Annotated in this window: 15 protein-coding genes; 8 read left to right on the plus strand and 7 right to left on the minus strand. The window is 44.6% G+C overall.

Features of this window, described 5'->3' with window-relative positions; translation table 11 throughout:
- The first annotated feature begins 2 nt into the window (after positions 1–2).
- From purD to M0C34_RS18205, 5 genes are all read left to right on the plus strand, one after another.
- The gene (purD, locus tag M0C34_RS18185; protein ID WP_248713076.1) at positions 3–1292 is read left to right on the plus strand and encodes a phosphoribosylamine--glycine ligase; all 1290 of its coding nucleotides are present in this window, start codon (positions 3–5) and stop codon (positions 1290–1292) included.
- 116 nt (positions 1293–1408) lie between these two features.
- Positions 1409–2044, plus strand: a complete 636-nt coding sequence (locus M0C34_RS18190; RefSeq protein WP_248713077.1) for a YitT family protein — start codon at positions 1409–1411, stop codon at positions 2042–2044.
- Between the two features lie 3 nt (positions 2045–2047).
- Positions 2048–3277 (plus strand): methyltransferase, encoded by a 1230-nt coding sequence (locus M0C34_RS18195; protein WP_248713078.1) that lies wholly within the window; start codon positions 2048–2050, stop codon positions 3275–3277.
- A 61-nt stretch (positions 3278–3338) separates the two neighbouring features.
- Positions 3339–4910 (plus strand): succinylglutamate desuccinylase/aspartoacylase family protein, encoded by a 1572-nt coding sequence (locus tag M0C34_RS18200; RefSeq protein ID WP_248713079.1) that lies wholly within the window; start codon positions 3339–3341, stop codon positions 4908–4910.
- Positions 4911–4921: 11 nt separating this feature from the next.
- Complete coding sequence (locus tag M0C34_RS18205) at positions 4922–5515, plus strand: DNA-3-methyladenine glycosylase I (RefSeq protein ID WP_248713080.1); 594 nt, start codon at positions 4922–4924, stop codon at positions 5513–5515.
- Between the two features lie 227 nt (positions 5516–5742).
- Here M0C34_RS18205 and M0C34_RS18210 read toward each other — a convergent pair whose 3' ends face one another.
- Both M0C34_RS18210 and M0C34_RS18215 read right to left on the minus strand, forming a co-directional pair.
- Positions 5743–6909: an acyltransferase family protein gene (locus M0C34_RS18210; RefSeq protein ID WP_248713081.1), complete on the minus strand. Its 1167-nt coding sequence runs from the start codon at positions 6907–6909 to the stop codon at positions 5743–5745.
- 12 nt (positions 6910–6921) lie between these two features.
- Positions 6922–7362 carry a hypothetical protein gene (locus tag M0C34_RS18215; RefSeq protein WP_248713082.1) on the minus strand — a complete coding sequence of 147 codons (441 nt, stop codon included), beginning with the start codon at positions 7360–7362 and terminating at the stop codon, positions 6922–6924.
- Between the two features lie 1011 nt (positions 7363–8373).
- Here M0C34_RS18215 and M0C34_RS18220 point away from each other — a divergent pair.
- Positions 8374–9327 (plus strand): NADPH:quinone reductase, encoded by a 954-nt coding sequence (locus tag M0C34_RS18220; protein WP_248713083.1) that lies wholly within the window; start codon positions 8374–8376, stop codon positions 9325–9327.
- 59 nt (positions 9328–9386) lie between these two features.
- Here the strand turns inward: M0C34_RS18220 and M0C34_RS18225 are convergent, their stop codons facing one another.
- Entirely contained in the window at positions 9387–10454 is a 1068-nt protein-coding gene (locus M0C34_RS18225) for a TRAP transporter substrate-binding protein (protein WP_248713084.1), read from the minus strand.
- A gap of 210 nt (positions 10455–10664) precedes the next feature.
- Positions 10665–11363, minus strand: coding sequence for an aquaporin Z (gene aqpZ / locus M0C34_RS18230; RefSeq protein WP_248713085.1), 699 nt, complete (start codon positions 11361–11363; stop codon positions 10665–10667).
- Between the two features lie 310 nt (positions 11364–11673).
- Here aqpZ and M0C34_RS18235 point away from each other — a divergent pair, with 310 nt between their 5' ends.
- Positions 11674–12213, plus strand: a complete 540-nt coding sequence (locus M0C34_RS18235) for a YfaZ family outer membrane protein (protein WP_248713086.1) — start codon at positions 11674–11676, stop codon at positions 12211–12213.
- Between the two features lie 56 nt (positions 12214–12269).
- On the opposite strand, the gene M0C34_RS18240 is transcribed toward M0C34_RS18235, so the two are convergent.
- The 3 genes from M0C34_RS18240 to M0C34_RS18250 all read right to left on the minus strand — a co-directional run bounded on the left by M0C34_RS18240 (position 12270) and on the right by M0C34_RS18250 (position 15351).
- Positions 12270–13499 (minus strand): ABC transporter substrate-binding protein, encoded by a 1230-nt coding sequence (locus tag M0C34_RS18240; RefSeq protein WP_248713087.1) that lies wholly within the window; start codon positions 13497–13499, stop codon positions 12270–12272.
- A 68-nt stretch (positions 13500–13567) separates the two neighbouring features.
- Positions 13568–14419: a carbohydrate ABC transporter permease gene (locus tag M0C34_RS18245; RefSeq protein WP_248713088.1), complete on the minus strand. Its 852-nt coding sequence runs from the start codon at positions 14417–14419 to the stop codon at positions 13568–13570.
- Complete coding sequence (locus M0C34_RS18250; protein ID WP_248713089.1) at positions 14419–15351, minus strand: carbohydrate ABC transporter permease; 933 nt, start codon at positions 15349–15351, stop codon at positions 14419–14421. Before M0C34_RS18250 ends, M0C34_RS18245 begins: the two co-directional genes overlap by 1 nt.
- A gap of 263 nt (positions 15352–15614) precedes the next feature.
- Here M0C34_RS18250 and M0C34_RS18255 point away from each other — a divergent pair, with 263 nt between their 5' ends.
- Positions 15615–16706: an ABC transporter ATP-binding protein gene (locus tag M0C34_RS18255; protein WP_248713090.1), complete on the plus strand. Its 1092-nt coding sequence runs from the start codon at positions 15615–15617 to the stop codon at positions 16704–16706.
- Positions 16707–16928: the final 222 nt, after the last annotated feature.

The raw sequence follows: 16928 nt of genomic DNA on the forward strand, positions 1-16928 counted from the left end.
AAATGAATGTACTTGTGATTGGCGGCGGTGGCCGTGAACATGCTCTAGCATGGAAGGCTGCTCAATCTCCTTTAGTTGAAAAAGTATTTGTAGCACCAGGTAATGCTGGTTCTGCGCTTGAGCCAAAGCTTGAGAACGTAGCCATTGGTGTTGAAGACATTGCAGGCTTGCTTAGCTTTGCCCAGCAAAACCAAGTTGAACTGACCATTGTTGGCCCTGAAGCGCCGCTAGTAATTGGTGTGGTTGATGCCTTTAGAGCTGCAGGCCTTAAAATCTTTGGCCCAACTGAAAAGGCAGCACAACTGGAAGGCTCTAAGTCTTTCACTAAAGACTTTTTAGCACGTCACGACATTCCTTCTGGTTACTACCAAACCTTTACCGAGGTGGCACCAGCGATTGCTTATGTAAAAGAGCAAGGTGCGCCAATTGTAGTTAAAGCCGATGGCTTAGCGGCAGGTAAAGGGGTGATTGTTGCAATGACCGAAGCCGAAGCCATTGCTGCGATTGAAGATATGCTAGCCGACAACGCCTTTGGTGAAGCCGGTTCGCGGGTAGTGATTGAAGAGTTCTTAGACGGCGAAGAAGCCAGCTTCATTGTGATGGTAGATGGCAGCAACGTATTAGCCATGGCAACTAGCCAAGATCACAAACGTGTAGGCGACGGTGACAGCGGCTTAAACACTGGCGGTATGGGTGCATACTCACCGGCCCCTGTAGTAACGCCAGCCATTCACCAGCGCATTATGGATGAAGTGATCATGCCTACCGTTAAAGGCATGGCAGCTGAAGACAATGAGTACACCGGTTTCTTATACGCAGGTTTAATGATTATGGCTGACGGTTCGCCAAAAATCATTGAATACAACTGCCGCTTTGGCGACCCTGAAACTCAACCCATTATGATGCGTATGCAGTCAGATATTGTTGAGCTTTGTTTAGCTGCGGTAGACCGCAAGCTAGATAGCCAAACCGCTGAGTTTGACCCGCGCGCTGCAATGGGCGTGGTACTGGCGGCAGCCGGTTACCCAGGTGCTTACCCTAAAGGCGATGTGATGACCTTACCTAGCCTTAGCGAAGAAACCGCTAGCGCGAAAGTGTTCCATGCTGGCACCAGTGAAAAAGATGGCAACATTGTCACCAACGGCGGCCGTGTAGTGTGTGCTACAGCCTTAGGTAACACGGTTACTGAAGCGCAAGCCAATGCTTATGAGCTTGTTAAAAAAGTATCGTGGGAGGGCATGTTCCACCGTAACGATATTGGTTACCGAGCTGTAGCCCGTGAAAACAGCTAAACCAGCCATTAGCCTGCGTTAAACTAAACATATAAAACCACCATAACTAATAATTATGGTGGTTTTTTTTGTTTTATCAAAACACCTTAGCGTTTTATCTCACAAAGTATCCATCGATGCTATTATTCACTGTCTATAGAAATATTGAGAGCATCATGGAACGGCACAATCTATTAGAAGACTTTTTAGCCTTGTTAATTGGCACCACCATGGTAGCTTTAGGCTTATTTTTCTTTAAAGAAACTCAATTGCTCACCGGCGGTACTGCAGGACTAGCCCTGCTTGCCAGCCAGTTTTTTCAGTTATCTTTTGGGCAAATTTTCTTGCTCATTAACTTGCCTTTTTTTGTGTTGGGTTTTACCAAGATGGGGGCCGCTTTTACCTTTCGAACCGTGGCCTGTGTGGTTCTGGTTTCATTGTTCACCGACTACATGCATTGGGTGATAGATATCGCCCAACTCAACCGCGCTTACGCGGCCGTCTCGGGTGGTTTTTTGATTGGTACCGGCATGTTGATTTTAATTCGCCACAAAGGCAGCTTGGGTGGGGTAAATATTCTTGCCTTGTATTTGCAAAAACGCTTTGGCATTCCGGCAGGCCAGGTACAAATGGGTTTAGATGTGCTGATTGTCATGGCGTCTTACTTTTTAGTGCCCTTAAATGTATTGTTATGGTCTATTGCGGGTGCCGTCGCCTTAAACATTGTGATTGCACTAAACCATAAAAGCGGGCGCTACCAAGGTTTGTCTTAGAAAATGTCACAGTCTTGCCACTCACTCCAGCACTTTGAGGCCTTATTTAGAAGCCACGACCAGCTACTCACACGCTATCAAGCCTATTGGCAGCTTAGTCCCTTTCAGCAAGCAGCATTGCCGTGGACCAACCCGCCACTGATTGCAGCTTTAGCGTCACTGAATACGGAACAAATAGGCCGGCTAGAACAACAACCGCAATTAGCGGTAGCGCATTTTTCAGAACATTTTCCCGGGCTACAAACAGGCCTAGATCAATGGGTATTAAACCCTGCTAGCCACAATACACAGGCTACGCCATTTTGGCTTAGCAATGGTATTAAAGGGCGAAAAGCCGAGCAGATCCAAGCCTTTAGTCAACAGCTGCAAGGCGAGACACTGCCTGTTTTAGAGTGGTGCGCCGGTAAAGGTCACCTTGGGCGGTTAATTAGCTTTCATCATCACTTACCGGTCACTAGCTTAGAGTGGCAGCAGAGCTTGTGCCAAGCGGGTGAGCAATTGGCTCAGCAACTTAAATTAGCGCAACAATTTCATCACTGTGATGTATTAAACAGTCACAGTCAGCAGTTTTTAAATTCACAGCAACACGTCGTTGCCTTGCATGCCTGTGGTGAATTACACCTGCAACTGCTGCGCCTAGCCGCCATAAAAAAACCGCAACGCTTAAGCCTTTGCCCCTGCTGTTATCACCTAATAAAAGATACCCACTATCAAGCCTTATCAGCCAGTGCCCAACAAAGCTCACTCAGCTTAAGCAAACAAGATTTACGCTTGGCTGTTGCCCAATCGGTGACTTCAGGCCAACGGGTTCAAACCCTTCGCCAGCGCGAGATCCACTGGCGATTAAGCTATCAGTGCCTGCGAGAAAGCATCAGCGGTAACGCAAACTATCAAGCGCTTCCCTCGGTGGCGAAACACTGGTTTAGTAAAGATGCGCCATTTAAAGACTTTGCCCTTTGGGCTTGCCAACAACACCAATTGGACTTGCCTGCGCACTTTGATCAACACCAATACTTAGCTCAGGGTGCACAGCGCCATCACTTAGTGCGGCAGATAGAACTTGTTCAACACTTGTTTCGTCCGCTAATGGAGCGCTGGTTATTACTCGATCGCTGTTTGTTTTTAGCGCAACAGGGATATAGTGTGGCATTAACGGAACTTTTCCCCTTTCAAACGAGTCCACGTAATGTATTAATACAGGCTCAGTTAAGCTCACCCCAACTTAATACTTAAATTGCTATACTGCTGATAAGATTAATTTAATACCAGCATACCTGTTCTTATTGGAGACACCATGTCACGTTGTGTATTGTTTGTATTGTTATGCTTCAGCTTTACGACTCTTGCTACTGAGCAAGATGAGCAGTACGAAGAAGCCTTAAACCCTAAGCTCACAGCGGTAGATGAACCGCAGCCTGCAGAACAAGCCTCTGAGCAAGACAGCACGCGTGAACTAGCGCCGTCAACCAACAGTGAAGCCCCACCAGCTAACACTAAACCCAGCTCAAAGCCACCAGCCACTGATCCGGCTAGCAGCACCAATAGCATGGATGATGCCAATAGCCTCCCCGAGCAACCGCAGGCCATCGAGCCGATCGTTGCGGCAGGCTCAGCGGATACACACCAAGCTGAAGCAACTAAACCAATAGATGATGCGCCAGTTTGGGGCCCTTTAACCTTACTCAATACCCAACTAAGCCCCAATAGCAGCGCCACCCTCGATTGGTTTTCAGGTCACTTACCCGGCGGTTTCGAATTAGCCACTCCAGTGGTGGTAATCCATGGTAAAGAACCTGGTCCAAGGGTGTGTTTAACCGCCGCTATTCATGGTGATGAAGTTAACGGTGTAGAAATAGCCCGACGCGTAGTGCAAAACTTAAAACCAGAGGAGCTAAAAGGCACCATCATTTCAGTACCAGTGGTAAATATTGATGGCTTATGGCGAAAAGATCGCTACATGTCTGACCGCCGCGACCTAAACCGAGCATTTCCTGGCGATGCTAATGGGTCTACCGCCTCTCGGGTGGCGCATAGTTTATTCACCAGTGTTATTCGCCATTGTGACAGTGTGATTGATCTTCATTCAGGCTCGATGTACCGAGAGAACATTAGCCAATTACGCGCCGATATCACCTTGCCTGCGGTCGCTGAATTAGCCAGTCACTTTGGCGCAATTCCTGTACTGCAGAGCATTGCGCCTCCCGGTAGTTTGCGCGGAGCAGCTACCGCAGCCAACATACCAGCGGTGGTGATGGAAGTTGGCGGACCGTTTACTGTTGACGTGAAATTAGTCGAAACGGGAGTGAAGGCACTGCGTAGTTATTTAAGTGCCATTGAAATGTTACCTCGCTCATTTTTTTGGTCTTCACCACAACCCGTGTTTTATTCTTCGGAGTGGATCCGCTCGCGCCAAGGCGGGATCTTAATCAATAAGGTTAGCCTTGGACAAAAAGTAAATAAAGGGCAGCTATTAGGTGAAATTAGTAACCCTATTACCGATGAAGTGGAAACCTTGTACTCACCGTTTAATGCCGTGGTGCTAGGCAGAGCCCAAGACCAATTTGTCAGTGCTGGCTATGCGGTGTTCAATTTAGGCGAACGCAGAAGTATTGAAGACCTTGAGCAACAAGGTGAACAAATCAAGAAGAAAGTGGCAGAAAAGAATGCCGAACAAATGGGTTTACCTGCAACCAAAGACGATACTAGCAGTGCTGAAACACCCGCCAACAGTGACGAGCAAAGCGCAACAGAAGAACAAGCAAAAGACATTAAATTACCTAGCCAAGAAGAGCCACCCGCTGAAAGCTCTGAACCGGTTTCGTCTATCGATGATCCACAAGTGCTTAAAAACAGTGACTTAAACTAGAGGGTACGCCAGTGACTCAGTCAAACACGATTGTTCGTTGTCCATGGTGTGGTGATAATGACGATTATCAACATTATCACGACAACACTTGGGGGCGACCAGTTATGGATTCGGTCGAACTGTTTGCCAAGCTTTGTCTCGATGGCCAACAAGCCGGCTTGTCGTGGATAACTATTTTACGTAAACAACAAAACTACTATCGAGCCTTTGCCCAATTCCAGCCAGAGAAAATAGCGCTATTTCAAGAGCAAGACTGCCTGCGCTTAATGGAAAACCCAGGGATCGTTCGCAATAAACTAAAGATCAACGCGATTGTTAAAAATGCCAAGGCTTACTTAGCGATTGAGCAGCAAGGCCAAACGTTTAGCGACTATATTTGGAGTTTTGTCGGCGGAAAGACCATGGTTAACCGCTATGCCAGCATGCAAGACATTCCAACAGAAAGTGCCGAATCACAAGCGATGTCAAAGGCATTAAAAAAGGCAGGATTTAGTTTCGTAGGCCCCACCATCTGTTACGCATTTATGCAGGCGGTTGGCATGATCAACGATCACTTAGTTGATTGCCATGTATATCAAGAATGCGTTGATTTAGCCCAGCGTTAGCTGGCACCTAACATAGCTACAGAGTCATCAGTGCGCACCAGCATCACCTGCTGCGAGAATAGCGTTTTATTGAAACGTTTCCTCTTCCCACCAAGTCCGCGTAACGTATTAATATAAGCTCTGTTAAGCTCAACCTGACTGAATGCTAAAATGGCGATACGCAGAAACCCCACTAGCGAGTGCTAAAAAAGCCCCTTTAATGGAGCGGCTTAGTTAAAATGACTCACTTAGCCATTTCGACTCATGTTATTGGCGCCACGCGTCCAATCAAGTATCGGTTTTTCTAACAAGTAGAAACTTAAAGCGGCAATAGTCCAAGACAAACACACCACTAATGCCCCAATTTGCAAACCAAAAGCGATATCCTCCATGCCCATATAATGGTATTGCGGCACCCACAAAATACGAATCATCTCCATAATCAAATAGTGCCAAAGATAAATACCGAAAGATAAGGTTGCGATGTGAGAGAACAAGCGATTATCTAACAACCAGCTGCAATAACGGCTAAAATGGGCGGCCAGCAAAGCGACAGCACAAAACATCGAAAACAGAGGGGCCAAATAAGCTTGTCCAAGGCTTTGGCTAGGTGCCCCTGGGACCAAGTAACTTAAGCTCATCCAAATCGCAAAACCAAAGGCACCGAGAAAAGCGAGGTCAAAATAATAATGCCTCGACTGCTGTTGCTTTTCATACCAAGCAATACTTGCCGCAGCCATTACACCACATAAAAATTGCCCCATAAAACTGGCAACATTCCAGTAAGGCAGCCACTGTTTAGCCCCGCCAATCACACCGTACTGCCAACCTTTACCTTGTTGGTCGGTCATAAACAGTAGAACAATCAAGTAATGCAACAACTGCATCAATATGAGCAATACTACTCCCCAGACCATCGCCACCTTAAGGCTTACGGTTTTACCTCGCCACAGCGGCATCAATAAAAGCGGCAGTAACAAATAACAACTCACCTCTAAGCCGATTGACCACAGTGGTCCGTTAATATCGCTGGGGAAAAAACTCATGTAGTGATAAGGCGCAATGAAGCTTAAACCCGCTAATAAACGTGGCAATGCATACTCTTGAGGCGCGACGAACAAGTTTAAAGAAACACTGATAAGCAACACCAAATAATAGGCAGGAATGATACGAGCGGCTCTCCGCTTTAAGTATTCTTTAATGCGAGGAAGCGTTTGAGCGGAAAAGTATGCCAGCCAAAATGGATACGCTAACAAAGCACCAGAGAGAACAAAAAACAAACTGACACCTAACTCACCAACATGTAAGCCCTTAATCAACCAATGAGTAGAATCTAAGCGTTGCGCTAAATGATGCGCCAGTACCGCTACACAAGCCAGAGCTCTCATTCCATCGAAGCCACCTAAGCGATGCATGTTTTCCCCTTATTAATTTACTGGGCTCATACGAGTTAGAGCGTGTTGTTTACCACTTAATTCAGCCCATAATTCGCTTCCTTTAAACCAATATCGAGTTTGATACTCAGTATCGGCATAGGACACTTCACCTTGCTTAAAATCAGCAAAGAAGTGCCGAGGTTTGCCGTCTAAACCTAAAGCTGGGTTGGCTACATGTTGCAATACAACTTCAACTTGCTGCTTATTAGGCTGACGCTTAAAATCAATGGTAAACTCTACGACGCCATTCCAACTGCCTTGCCACTTCCCAAAAAAAGCACTGGCATCATGGCTTACCAGAGCTTGCTCAACGACCGTCAGTTGGTCATTAAGCCACCATCGATATAAAGGTAATGCCAAGCTCATAACGAGACTAAGTAAACATAAACGTCTTAAGTACGACCAAGGGATTTTTTGCGTGGAATACCACATAGGCTCACCTCCTAGTCATAGTTTTCCACAACTACACCAAGCTAGGCAGCAGGATTATTGGTTTTGCGATCTAACAATATAATTTTCCTTTAATTGAAGAAAAAATCGTACCGTCATGATAAAAAACTGTGCTAAATGAAGCTGTTAAAGAGTATATCGAGTTAGATAGTTTGAAGGGTTCTGCTTTGTAGCTTTCAAGCAACTAGGCGCGGGAATACCTAAGTAAAGCTGTTGATTGTGAAATACTACTGGGGGGTGTATTTGCTTCCTCTGAGGTATTGAGGAGAGCCGGTTCGCCTGATCGGCGATTACATCGTTGTTACTGTCTTACTTACTACTATGTATACTTGGTCTGAGATTAACGGCTTAATTCAGCTAAACGTTGCTCTTCAGTTTTTTGATTTTGTGTGTAGCTTAGTGCTACCCAACCGATTAAATTCATCATAACTTTTCTCTCTATAGTCTTTGTTAATTAGCGACGTAGTTCTTCTAGTTTCTCTTCGTCAGTTTTTTTGTAACCTAGGTAGCTAAGGGCAACCAATCCTAAAAAATCGTACATAATGTTATCTCTTGTTTAATTGAATGATTAACGGCTGCGTTCAGCTAAGCTTTTTTGGGCATCAACTTTGCTTGATTGTAATGCGTAAAATAATCCGAATAATTCCATAATATTTCCACCTATTGGTTAACTTTAGTTTTTGAAGAAACTACTCAGCAAAGCATTTTGTTGGTTAATTTCTTCTACGGGTTTAATTTTATGAGACCTGAGACACATTTAGTATTACTTTTTTTGGTTTAATTATTACTAAATTTAACTTTTTGTAATAATATTACCAAATATTCATTTGGCATCGTTTTCATAAAGCATGAAAAGCAGCTTTTCAAAAAACAAAACCTAGATCACGCTTTAGCAAACAGGAGCGCAGCTTTAAACGTCAAGCGCTTTTACTGCGTAAAACTGAGTTATGCTAATCGATTGTTAAGGACTTATTTAAAAACTAAGGTTAAACAATGAAAGCAATTCAGGCTCAGCACCACGGTGACCAACTTCAATTGAACCAATGTCCAGACCTGGTCGCAAATGACGACCAATTACTGATAGCCGTAGAGGCTGCAGGCGTTAACCCCGTTGATACCTATATTGTTGCAGGTACCAATAATTACACCGCGTCTTTCCCGCATACCCCTGGTAAAGACGCCGCGGGAACCATTCGCCAAGTAGGCGCGAACGTCAAAGGCTTTGCCGTAGGTCAGCGAGTCTATTGTGCAGGAACGTTAAGTGGCGCTAGCGCCCAGCTGTGTTTAGCCACACCTCAACAAGTATTTCCTCTATCTGATAACTTAAGTTTTGAGCAGGGTGCATGTTTAGGCACACCTTACGCCACTGCTTGGCGCGCACTGTTTATAAGAGCCCATTGCCAAGCGGCAGAAACAGTATTAATTCATGGCGCCAGTGGTGGTGTAGGCTTAGCGGCAATTCAGTTGGCAAAAGCAGCTGGATGTGTAGTTTATGCCACAGCAGGTAGTGAAGCCGGCTTAACATTATTAAAGCAACAAGGCGCGGATGTCGTCGTTAATCACCATGAACCACAGCATTATCAGCAACTACAACAAGCTGGTCCCGTTGATGTGGTGCTAGAGATGTTGGCTAATCAAAATTTGGGAGACGACCTGCCCTTGCTTAATAAAGGAGGTCGCGTAGTAGTAATCGGTAGCCGAGGCCCAGTAGAAATAAACCCACGGGACTTAATGGCTAGAGACGCGTGTGTAATGGGAATGGCTTTGGCCAACGCTGATGGCGTTCAATTGAACAAGATCCATGCGGCACTTTATGCAGGAGCCAATGCTGGTTTTGTGCAGCCGGTGATAGCAAAACGCTTTAACCTTGCAGAGACAGGTGCTGCACACACCGCGGTTATGCAAGCCGGCGCGAGCGGAAACATAGTGATTAATACCCAGCAATAATTGCCAATAGTGAGGCATTGAAGAAAAGCGGCCTAGGCCGCTTTTTTGCTGCTCAGTGATTATAAGTCTTTGGTACTTTCTAAATAGCCATAGTCTGATATTAGCGTATAGGCTCGTGCCTTTTCAGTGAAGGCTTGCTGTGAGTCAATGATCTGTTTAGCTAAAGGATCACGGCTAGCATGCTCCGCCAGCAATTCGTCGTTGGCTTTTTTGAGCGCACTTAGCACCTCTTTTGGAAACGTACGCACTTTAATATCAGGGTACTCTTGAAGCATGGTTGCCCAGTTATTGGTACTCATTGCGGTGGCTTCAACATAGATGTCGAAGGCCGTTGCACGCATTGCCGTTTCTAAGATCACTTGCAAGTCTTTTGGCAGGGTCTCAAATTTCTTCTTATTCACTAAGAACATATTCTCAGAGCCAGGTTCATGCCAACCCGTGTAGTAGTAGGGGGCAATTTTATGAAACCCCATACGTAAATCTAATGAAGGCCCTACCCACTCTAGTGCATCAATGGTATTGCGTTCTAACGCGGTATACAGCTCTGCCGGTGGAATGTTAACTGGGGTAGCGCCCAATTTAGCCAACACTTCCCCGGCAAAACCGGGAATACGCATCTTCAGGTTTTGTAAGTCTTCTACGCTGTTAATCTCATTGCGGAACCATCCGCCCATTTGAACGCCGGTGTTTCCTCCAGGAAACGTCAGTAAGTTGTGAGGCTCATATACCTTCGCCATTAACTCCTTACCTCCTCCGTAGGCATACCAAGCATGTTGTTCCATGGCGGTCATACCAAAAGGCATAGTAGTGAAATATAAGGTATTAGGTACTTTGCCCTTATAGTAGTACGAAGCTGAGTGCCCCATATCGTACTGACCACTTTTGACCAAATCAAAAATACCAAGCGGTGCTTTGTGTTTGTTGGCTGAGTCAACGCGGATTTGGAGGCGACCATTAGACATTTGCTCTGCCATGTTGGCAAAACGTTGCACACCCGTGTCTAGTAATGGGAATTTAGTGGGCCAAGTCTCAGCTAGCTTGAGCTTATAAACTTTGTCTTGGGCGACAGTTGTTAGCGACAAACAACCCAGGGCTAATGCTACAAAGCACTGCAATCCTTTTCTCATGATATGTCCTTATATGTAGGGAACGCGTAGTTTTTATTATGTTGTGTTATAGCTGAAGCCAAACTGATATTTGGCATTCATTAACAGAATAGTAACAGACCATAGGCCTCACTCAAACCCGCCTACAAACTCGCGCCCTACAGAGCAAAAAAGCCTTCCCATATAGGAAGGCTTTTTTTAGGGGCAAACACTAAAAATAACGAATTAACTTTAGTTTTTAGCCGCTATCTGTTTGTACATTAAGGCGGCACAAACAGCCCCGATGATCGGCGCTACCCAAAATAGCCAAAGCTGATTGAGGGCAATCCCCCCTTCTATTAACGCTGGAGCGGTGCTTCGAGCCGGATTAACCGACGTATTGGTTACTGGGATCGAGATTAAGTGAATCAGGGTTAAGCCTAAGCCAATCGCGATTGGCGCAAACCCCGCTGGCGCTCGGTCGTCTGTCGCCCCCAAGATGATAAATATAAACATAAAGGTCATCACCATTTCACAGACAAACGCAGCGATCAGGGTATAACCTCCAGGTGAATGTAAATCGTAACCATTGCTGGCTAAACCGTGACTTGCTAGATCATAGTCTGCATTGCCACTGGCAATCAGATATAAAATAATTGCCCCAACAAAGCCCCCTAAAAGTTGGGCACAAATATACGGGAATACGTCCACTTTTGAAAAACGGCCCGCAGCCATCAAGCCAATAGTTACGGCGGGGTTTAAGTGACATCCTGAAATGTGGCCAATGGCATAAGCCATCGTCAACACAGTAAGACCAAAGGCGATAGATACGCCAACTAGCCCAATACCGACTTCAGGAAAGGCTGCAGCTAACACTGCACTACCACACCCACCTAGCACTAACCAAAAAGTTCCAATTCCTTCTGCGATTAAACGATTAAACAAAGGCATGTTTGCTCTCCTTTTCAAACATTTATAAAGCGAAGCAACAAATTTGCATCGCAGCCTAACTATAGGCTACCACTACTAAAAGGTTTAGTTTTTTCAATGCAATTTCAAACATGGCTCACCCGCACTGCTTAATCGCTCAGTACAGAGCCTTTTGACGACACAGATAAAAATTTTTTCGCGTAACTATCTTTCATCGTCAGATAACCCCGATCAGTATATACAGTTAAATTAGGCCTCAAATTCAGATAATTAATAGAACAAATGCTATACTCGCCGCGTTTTCATCTTTAGAGACTTGTTTAGGAGATTTATGTTTAACCGTTCTTTGTTAGTTGCGAGCCTATTGGCTATCGCTTCGCCCGCCGCTTATGCCACACAATTTAATTTTGACCTAAATAATGATGCCTTTGAAGCAGGCTTTGGCACTGCCATAGGGCCTGGTGCAGAAGTATCAGCCAATTACATGTATTCTCGCCCCGAGGGCGACTTGGCTGATATCGGCATTAAAGCCACTCATCAACATGAAATTCATAAATTTTCAATCGGCGCTAAATTTACGAAATTATGGGCAAACAATCGTGCCAATGCCCATGCTGCGGCGATTGGTGGAGACTATGCGATTACCGTTGCTCAAAACTTAACGGTTTCGGGTAGCGCGTACTATGCTCCATCGGTATTAACTAGCAGTGAACTTAATCGTTATTACGACCTAGATGCAAAAATAGCCTACTCAATCATGCCGCAAGCAGACGTGTACTTGGGTTACCGCGCCATTCAGTTTCGTTATAGCAACCAGCAAGACCTAGACTTTAATAAAGGCTTGTATATTGGTGCAGCATTTAATTTCTAACGACAAATAAAAAAGCCCTGTTAAACAGGGCCTTTTATTGGAAGAACAACGCGAGCTTACTTAAATGTACGTTGGCGAGTTTTCTCTAAACCTTTCAGAATTTTATCCAAGCGGTCAGGGTGAACCATAAACTCTTGGAAGCCTTTCATGCCTTCCTTAGCCATAGCAGGATCGGTATCACGGTCATAAAACTGTGCAGTACCCGCAGCGGCTCCCAGCATTGCTACACCGGTGTTTAAGAACACATTGTCTTGTGCTTTTGCTTTCTTATTCGGTGGAATTTGCAATAAGGCTTTATTAATCTTGGTTTGATTCTCAGGACGAGCCATAAATGCTAGGTATTTTCTAGCGTCTTCTTTGTTTTTAGCTTTTGATGGAATGTGTAAAGTATCCATTGGTGCATCTTCTGCTACCCCAACCGTTGGGTCGATAATAGGGAACTGAAAGAAGCCCATTTTATCTTTAATCTCATCAGGGAAGTTTGGCGTAATAAAGTTACCAATCAGATACATTGCAGCTTTGCCGTTATATAAGAAAGGCTGCGCTTCTTGCCAAGAATATGAAGCATGGTTTTCGAGGAAATAACCGGGTTCGATCATTTCTTTCCATTTTTCCATGGTTTTCACTACTCGAGGATCAGTATAAGGCACCTTGCCTTCCATCAACTCCATATGAAAATCTAAACCGTTAACGCGCAAGTTCATGTAATCAAACCAACCCGCTGCGGTCCATAGGTATTTGGTGCCAATGGCTATTGGCGCAACACCATTCTCTTTGAGAATTTTAGAAGCCTCTAATAATTCTTCCCATAGGTAAGGTTCATCGATACCGTATTTCTCAAAAATGTCTTTGCGATAATAAATGCCCCATTGGTAATAAGTATAAGGAACGCCCCATTGCTTACCGTCAATGGTCATTGCAGGAGCGGCAGTAGCAAAATCTGCTGCCATATCATTTTGCTGCCATATATCACTAACATCTTCAAACAAGCCCTTATCAACAAAGGCCTTCATACGGTTACCTGCGTACCAGTGCACAACGTCTGGCGGAGATGTCACCAACCAGTTACGAATGGTTGTTTTATAGGCTTCATGATCATACAAGTTGTATTTCACTTTAATGTCTGGATATTCTTTCTCAAAATCAGCAATGATTTCTTCAAATGCGGCTTTAGGTGCAGGGTCTGAAGCATCAGAGTTAATAATCAGTGTCCCCGCGTTGGCATAACTACTGACTAAAGTAGCTAGCGCTATGGCTTGACCACATTGTTTAAGTGTACTCATCATTTACATTCCTTTTGTTTGTTGTCCTTGTGAAGGATCTATCGCTCCCTCATTATTGCTTGAGGGTGTGTTTAGCCTTTGGTCGCCCCGAGGGTCAACCCAGCAATAAAATGACGCTGCATAGTAAAAAATAGTATGACCGGAGGTAAGGCCGCTACTACTGCTCCAGCTGATATCAACTGCCAAGATGCCAACCATTGCCCTTGCAACGCACTGAGTCCTGCGGTAACGGGCCTAACTTCATCACTTTGCACCAATACCAACGCCCAGAAAAAATCGTTCCATATAAACGTAAACACTAATACTGCCAAGGCGGCGGTTGCCGGTTTCACCAAGGGCAATACGATGTGCCAGAAAATCTTAAACTCATTGACCCCCTCAACCCTTGCTGACTCGATCAGCTCAGTAGGTAAACCAACAATAAAGTTACGCATAAACAAGGTACAAAAACCCGTTTGAAAAGCGATATGAAATAAAATGAGGGCCCAATGCGTATCATAGAGACCAAACTGAATGGTGAGGTCGCGCACCGGAATCATTAATATTTGAAATGGCACAAAGTTACCTGCAATAAAGGTAGCAAAAATCCAAATATTTGCCTTAAAGTTATATTTAGCTAAGGCAAAACCGGCCATCGTTGACAAGGCAACACAACCAGCTACTGCAGGCAAAGTAATAATTAAGCTATTTAACAGGTATTGAAACATCGGTGTGGCGGTAAATACTTGGGTGTAATTTTCGATTAGCATCCACTCACTGGGCCACCCCCAATAATTCCCTTGGTTGATATCATCCAGTGACCTGATCGACGTAGCCATTACTGCGATCAACGGTAGTAGCCACAATATAATGGATATTGGCAATGCCACTCGGTAGCTTATATTGGTAAAGGCTGATGCCTTCGCTATGGGACGTGGATACATTACTTTTCACTCCTTATCATCCGCCACAAAAAGTAAGCGATATAAATATCCATAATTAAAAATAGCACTACTGCTACCGCTGCACCGTAGCCCATACGATAATTAAAGATTGATTCTTCATACATCATATAAGCGAGCACTGTTGAACTTCCCCAAGGACCACCCGCAGTCATGGTGGCTACGAGGTCGAAAGAGCGCAGAGCCCCAATGACTGTTACTACGATTGCAATGAAAGTGGCTGGGCGCAACTGCGGTAGTACGATATACCACAGCATTTTTAAACCCTTAGCATTGTCTAGCCGAGCGGCCTCTAATTGCTCATGATTGAGGTTATTTAAACCTGTTAGATACAAAATCATGCAGTAGGCAATTTGCGGCCATAAGCCCGCGGCGATAATGCCGTAAGTCACAAGATCTTCGTCAGCTAAAATAGAGACCGGATCACCACCAAAAAAAGTAATTACACTATTCAGCACGCCAAAGCTTGGGTCGTAGAACCAAGAGAACACCAAGCCCACAACGACTTGAGAAATAACAAACGGGAAAAAGAATAAGGCTTTAACTAAGCGGATTCCGTAAACCTGTTGATTCAAAAATAAGGCAATGGCTAAACCGCAAGGTGGCGCCAACATAAACAACAGCATCCATAAAATGTTATTGGTGAGCGCTGTCCAAAATTGGTCGCTATCAAACAGTTCTACGTAGTTGCCAAAACCAATAAAGGTTTTTTCGCCAAGCCCATCCCATTCAAAAAAACTTAACCAAATACTTTGCAAAACCGGAAACAACACATAAATCGAAAAGATGATTAAGGCCGGCCCCAAGAATAACCAAGGCGCTACATCACTGGAGCGTAATCGTTTACCCATTTGTGGTTCAACGGCCCCATTGCCGGGCTTTTCTTGGGAGTGACTTGAAGAGTTATTCGCCATTTTTTAATGTTCCTTTTTTACCTGCTGTAAACAACAAAACCAGCTAAAACAACCAAAACAACCTGATTGCCACAGCATTACAGCAAGCTAACCTAATCACTAGAGTGCTTAACGACTCATCAACATAATAAAATTTAGATCAAATATTGTGATGTGTAAACGTTTTCATTGTGGAATTGTTAAGGTAAAGTAACGAACTATGATCAACATCATACTTGTTTAGTTGCTAAGGTTAGAAGTAACCACCAAATCAGGGGCAGAATATGGCGGATATTACACTTTCAGGTTTAGTTAAGCGTTATGCCAAAGTAGAAACCATTCACGGAGTAGACCTAGAGATAAAGCACGGAGAGTTCGTGGTTTTTGTCGGTCCTTCAGGGTGCGGAAAATCAACACTGCTGCGGATGATAGCCGGTTTAGAAGATATTTCTGCTGGTGAATTATCGATAGATAACCAGCGGGTTAACAATGTTGACCCAGCAGATCGCGGCGTCGCGATGGTTTTCCAATCTTATGCTTTATACCCACACATGACCGTGGCCGAGAATATGGGCTTTGGTATGAAAATGAATGGTGTAGATAAAGCGGTGATAAAAAAACGGGTCGATATGGCCGCTAAAACACTGCAAATGGAAAACTTACTACACCGCACCCCCAAAGAGCTGTCTGGTGGACAGCGACAACGGGTGGCAATTGGTCGAGCCATTGTTCGAGATCCCCGAGTATTTCTATTTGATGAGCCGCTTTCCAATTTGGATGCTGAACTACGCGTAGAAATGCGGCTACAAATCGCTAAGCTGCATAAAGAACTGCAGACCACCATGGTGTATGTTACGCATGACCAAGTAGAAGCAATGACCTTAGCCGACAAAATAGTGGTGCTACGCGCCGGGAATATTGAGCAGGTAGGCTCTCCTCTTGAACTGTATAGTTATCCGGAAAATATTTTTGTCGCAGGCTTTATTGGTTCGCCCAAAATGAACTTTATGCCAAGTAAAGTAAGCGCATTAGACGGCAATATTGCCACCATTGAATTAAGCGATGGTCAGCATATTCAGCTCGCCGTAAGAGCAGACAGTGTAAGCGTTGACGAGCAGTTACAACTAGGTATTCGCCCTGAACATTTACGACTCAATGAGCAGGGAGAAGTCAAACTAAGCTTTCAAAATGAAGTCAGTGAGCGCCTAGGTAATGCCACTTATCTATTTGGCCAATTGGGTGAAGTTGATGGTATCAAGGTACATGTAAATGGTGACCATCAGGTAGAACGATTTACCGAGATCACCCTTAGTACTGAACTCAGTGAATGCTACCTGTTTAATCAGCAAGGTATTGCAGTGCGCCAATATCAATAATAGATATCTTATAAGTAGATGCTCTTTTGTCTAAGCCTTTGACAAAGAGCATTTGTTAGCCTGATCACTGAGTTAGCGCCGTACAGAAGCCCCTTTACGAAAAGCGCCCCATCAAATATCAATTAGCATTCCCTCCAAGAAAGCGTTTGTCCATGGCGACCAAAGCCGCTAGCGGCTATGGTTAACCACAAACCCAGCCAAGAATAATCATTTATTGCCATT

Origin of the sequence: Agarivorans sp. TSD2052 (assembly GCF_023238625.1) — a bacterium.
Lineage (GTDB): Bacteria > Pseudomonadota > Gammaproteobacteria > Enterobacterales > Celerinatantimonadaceae > Agarivorans.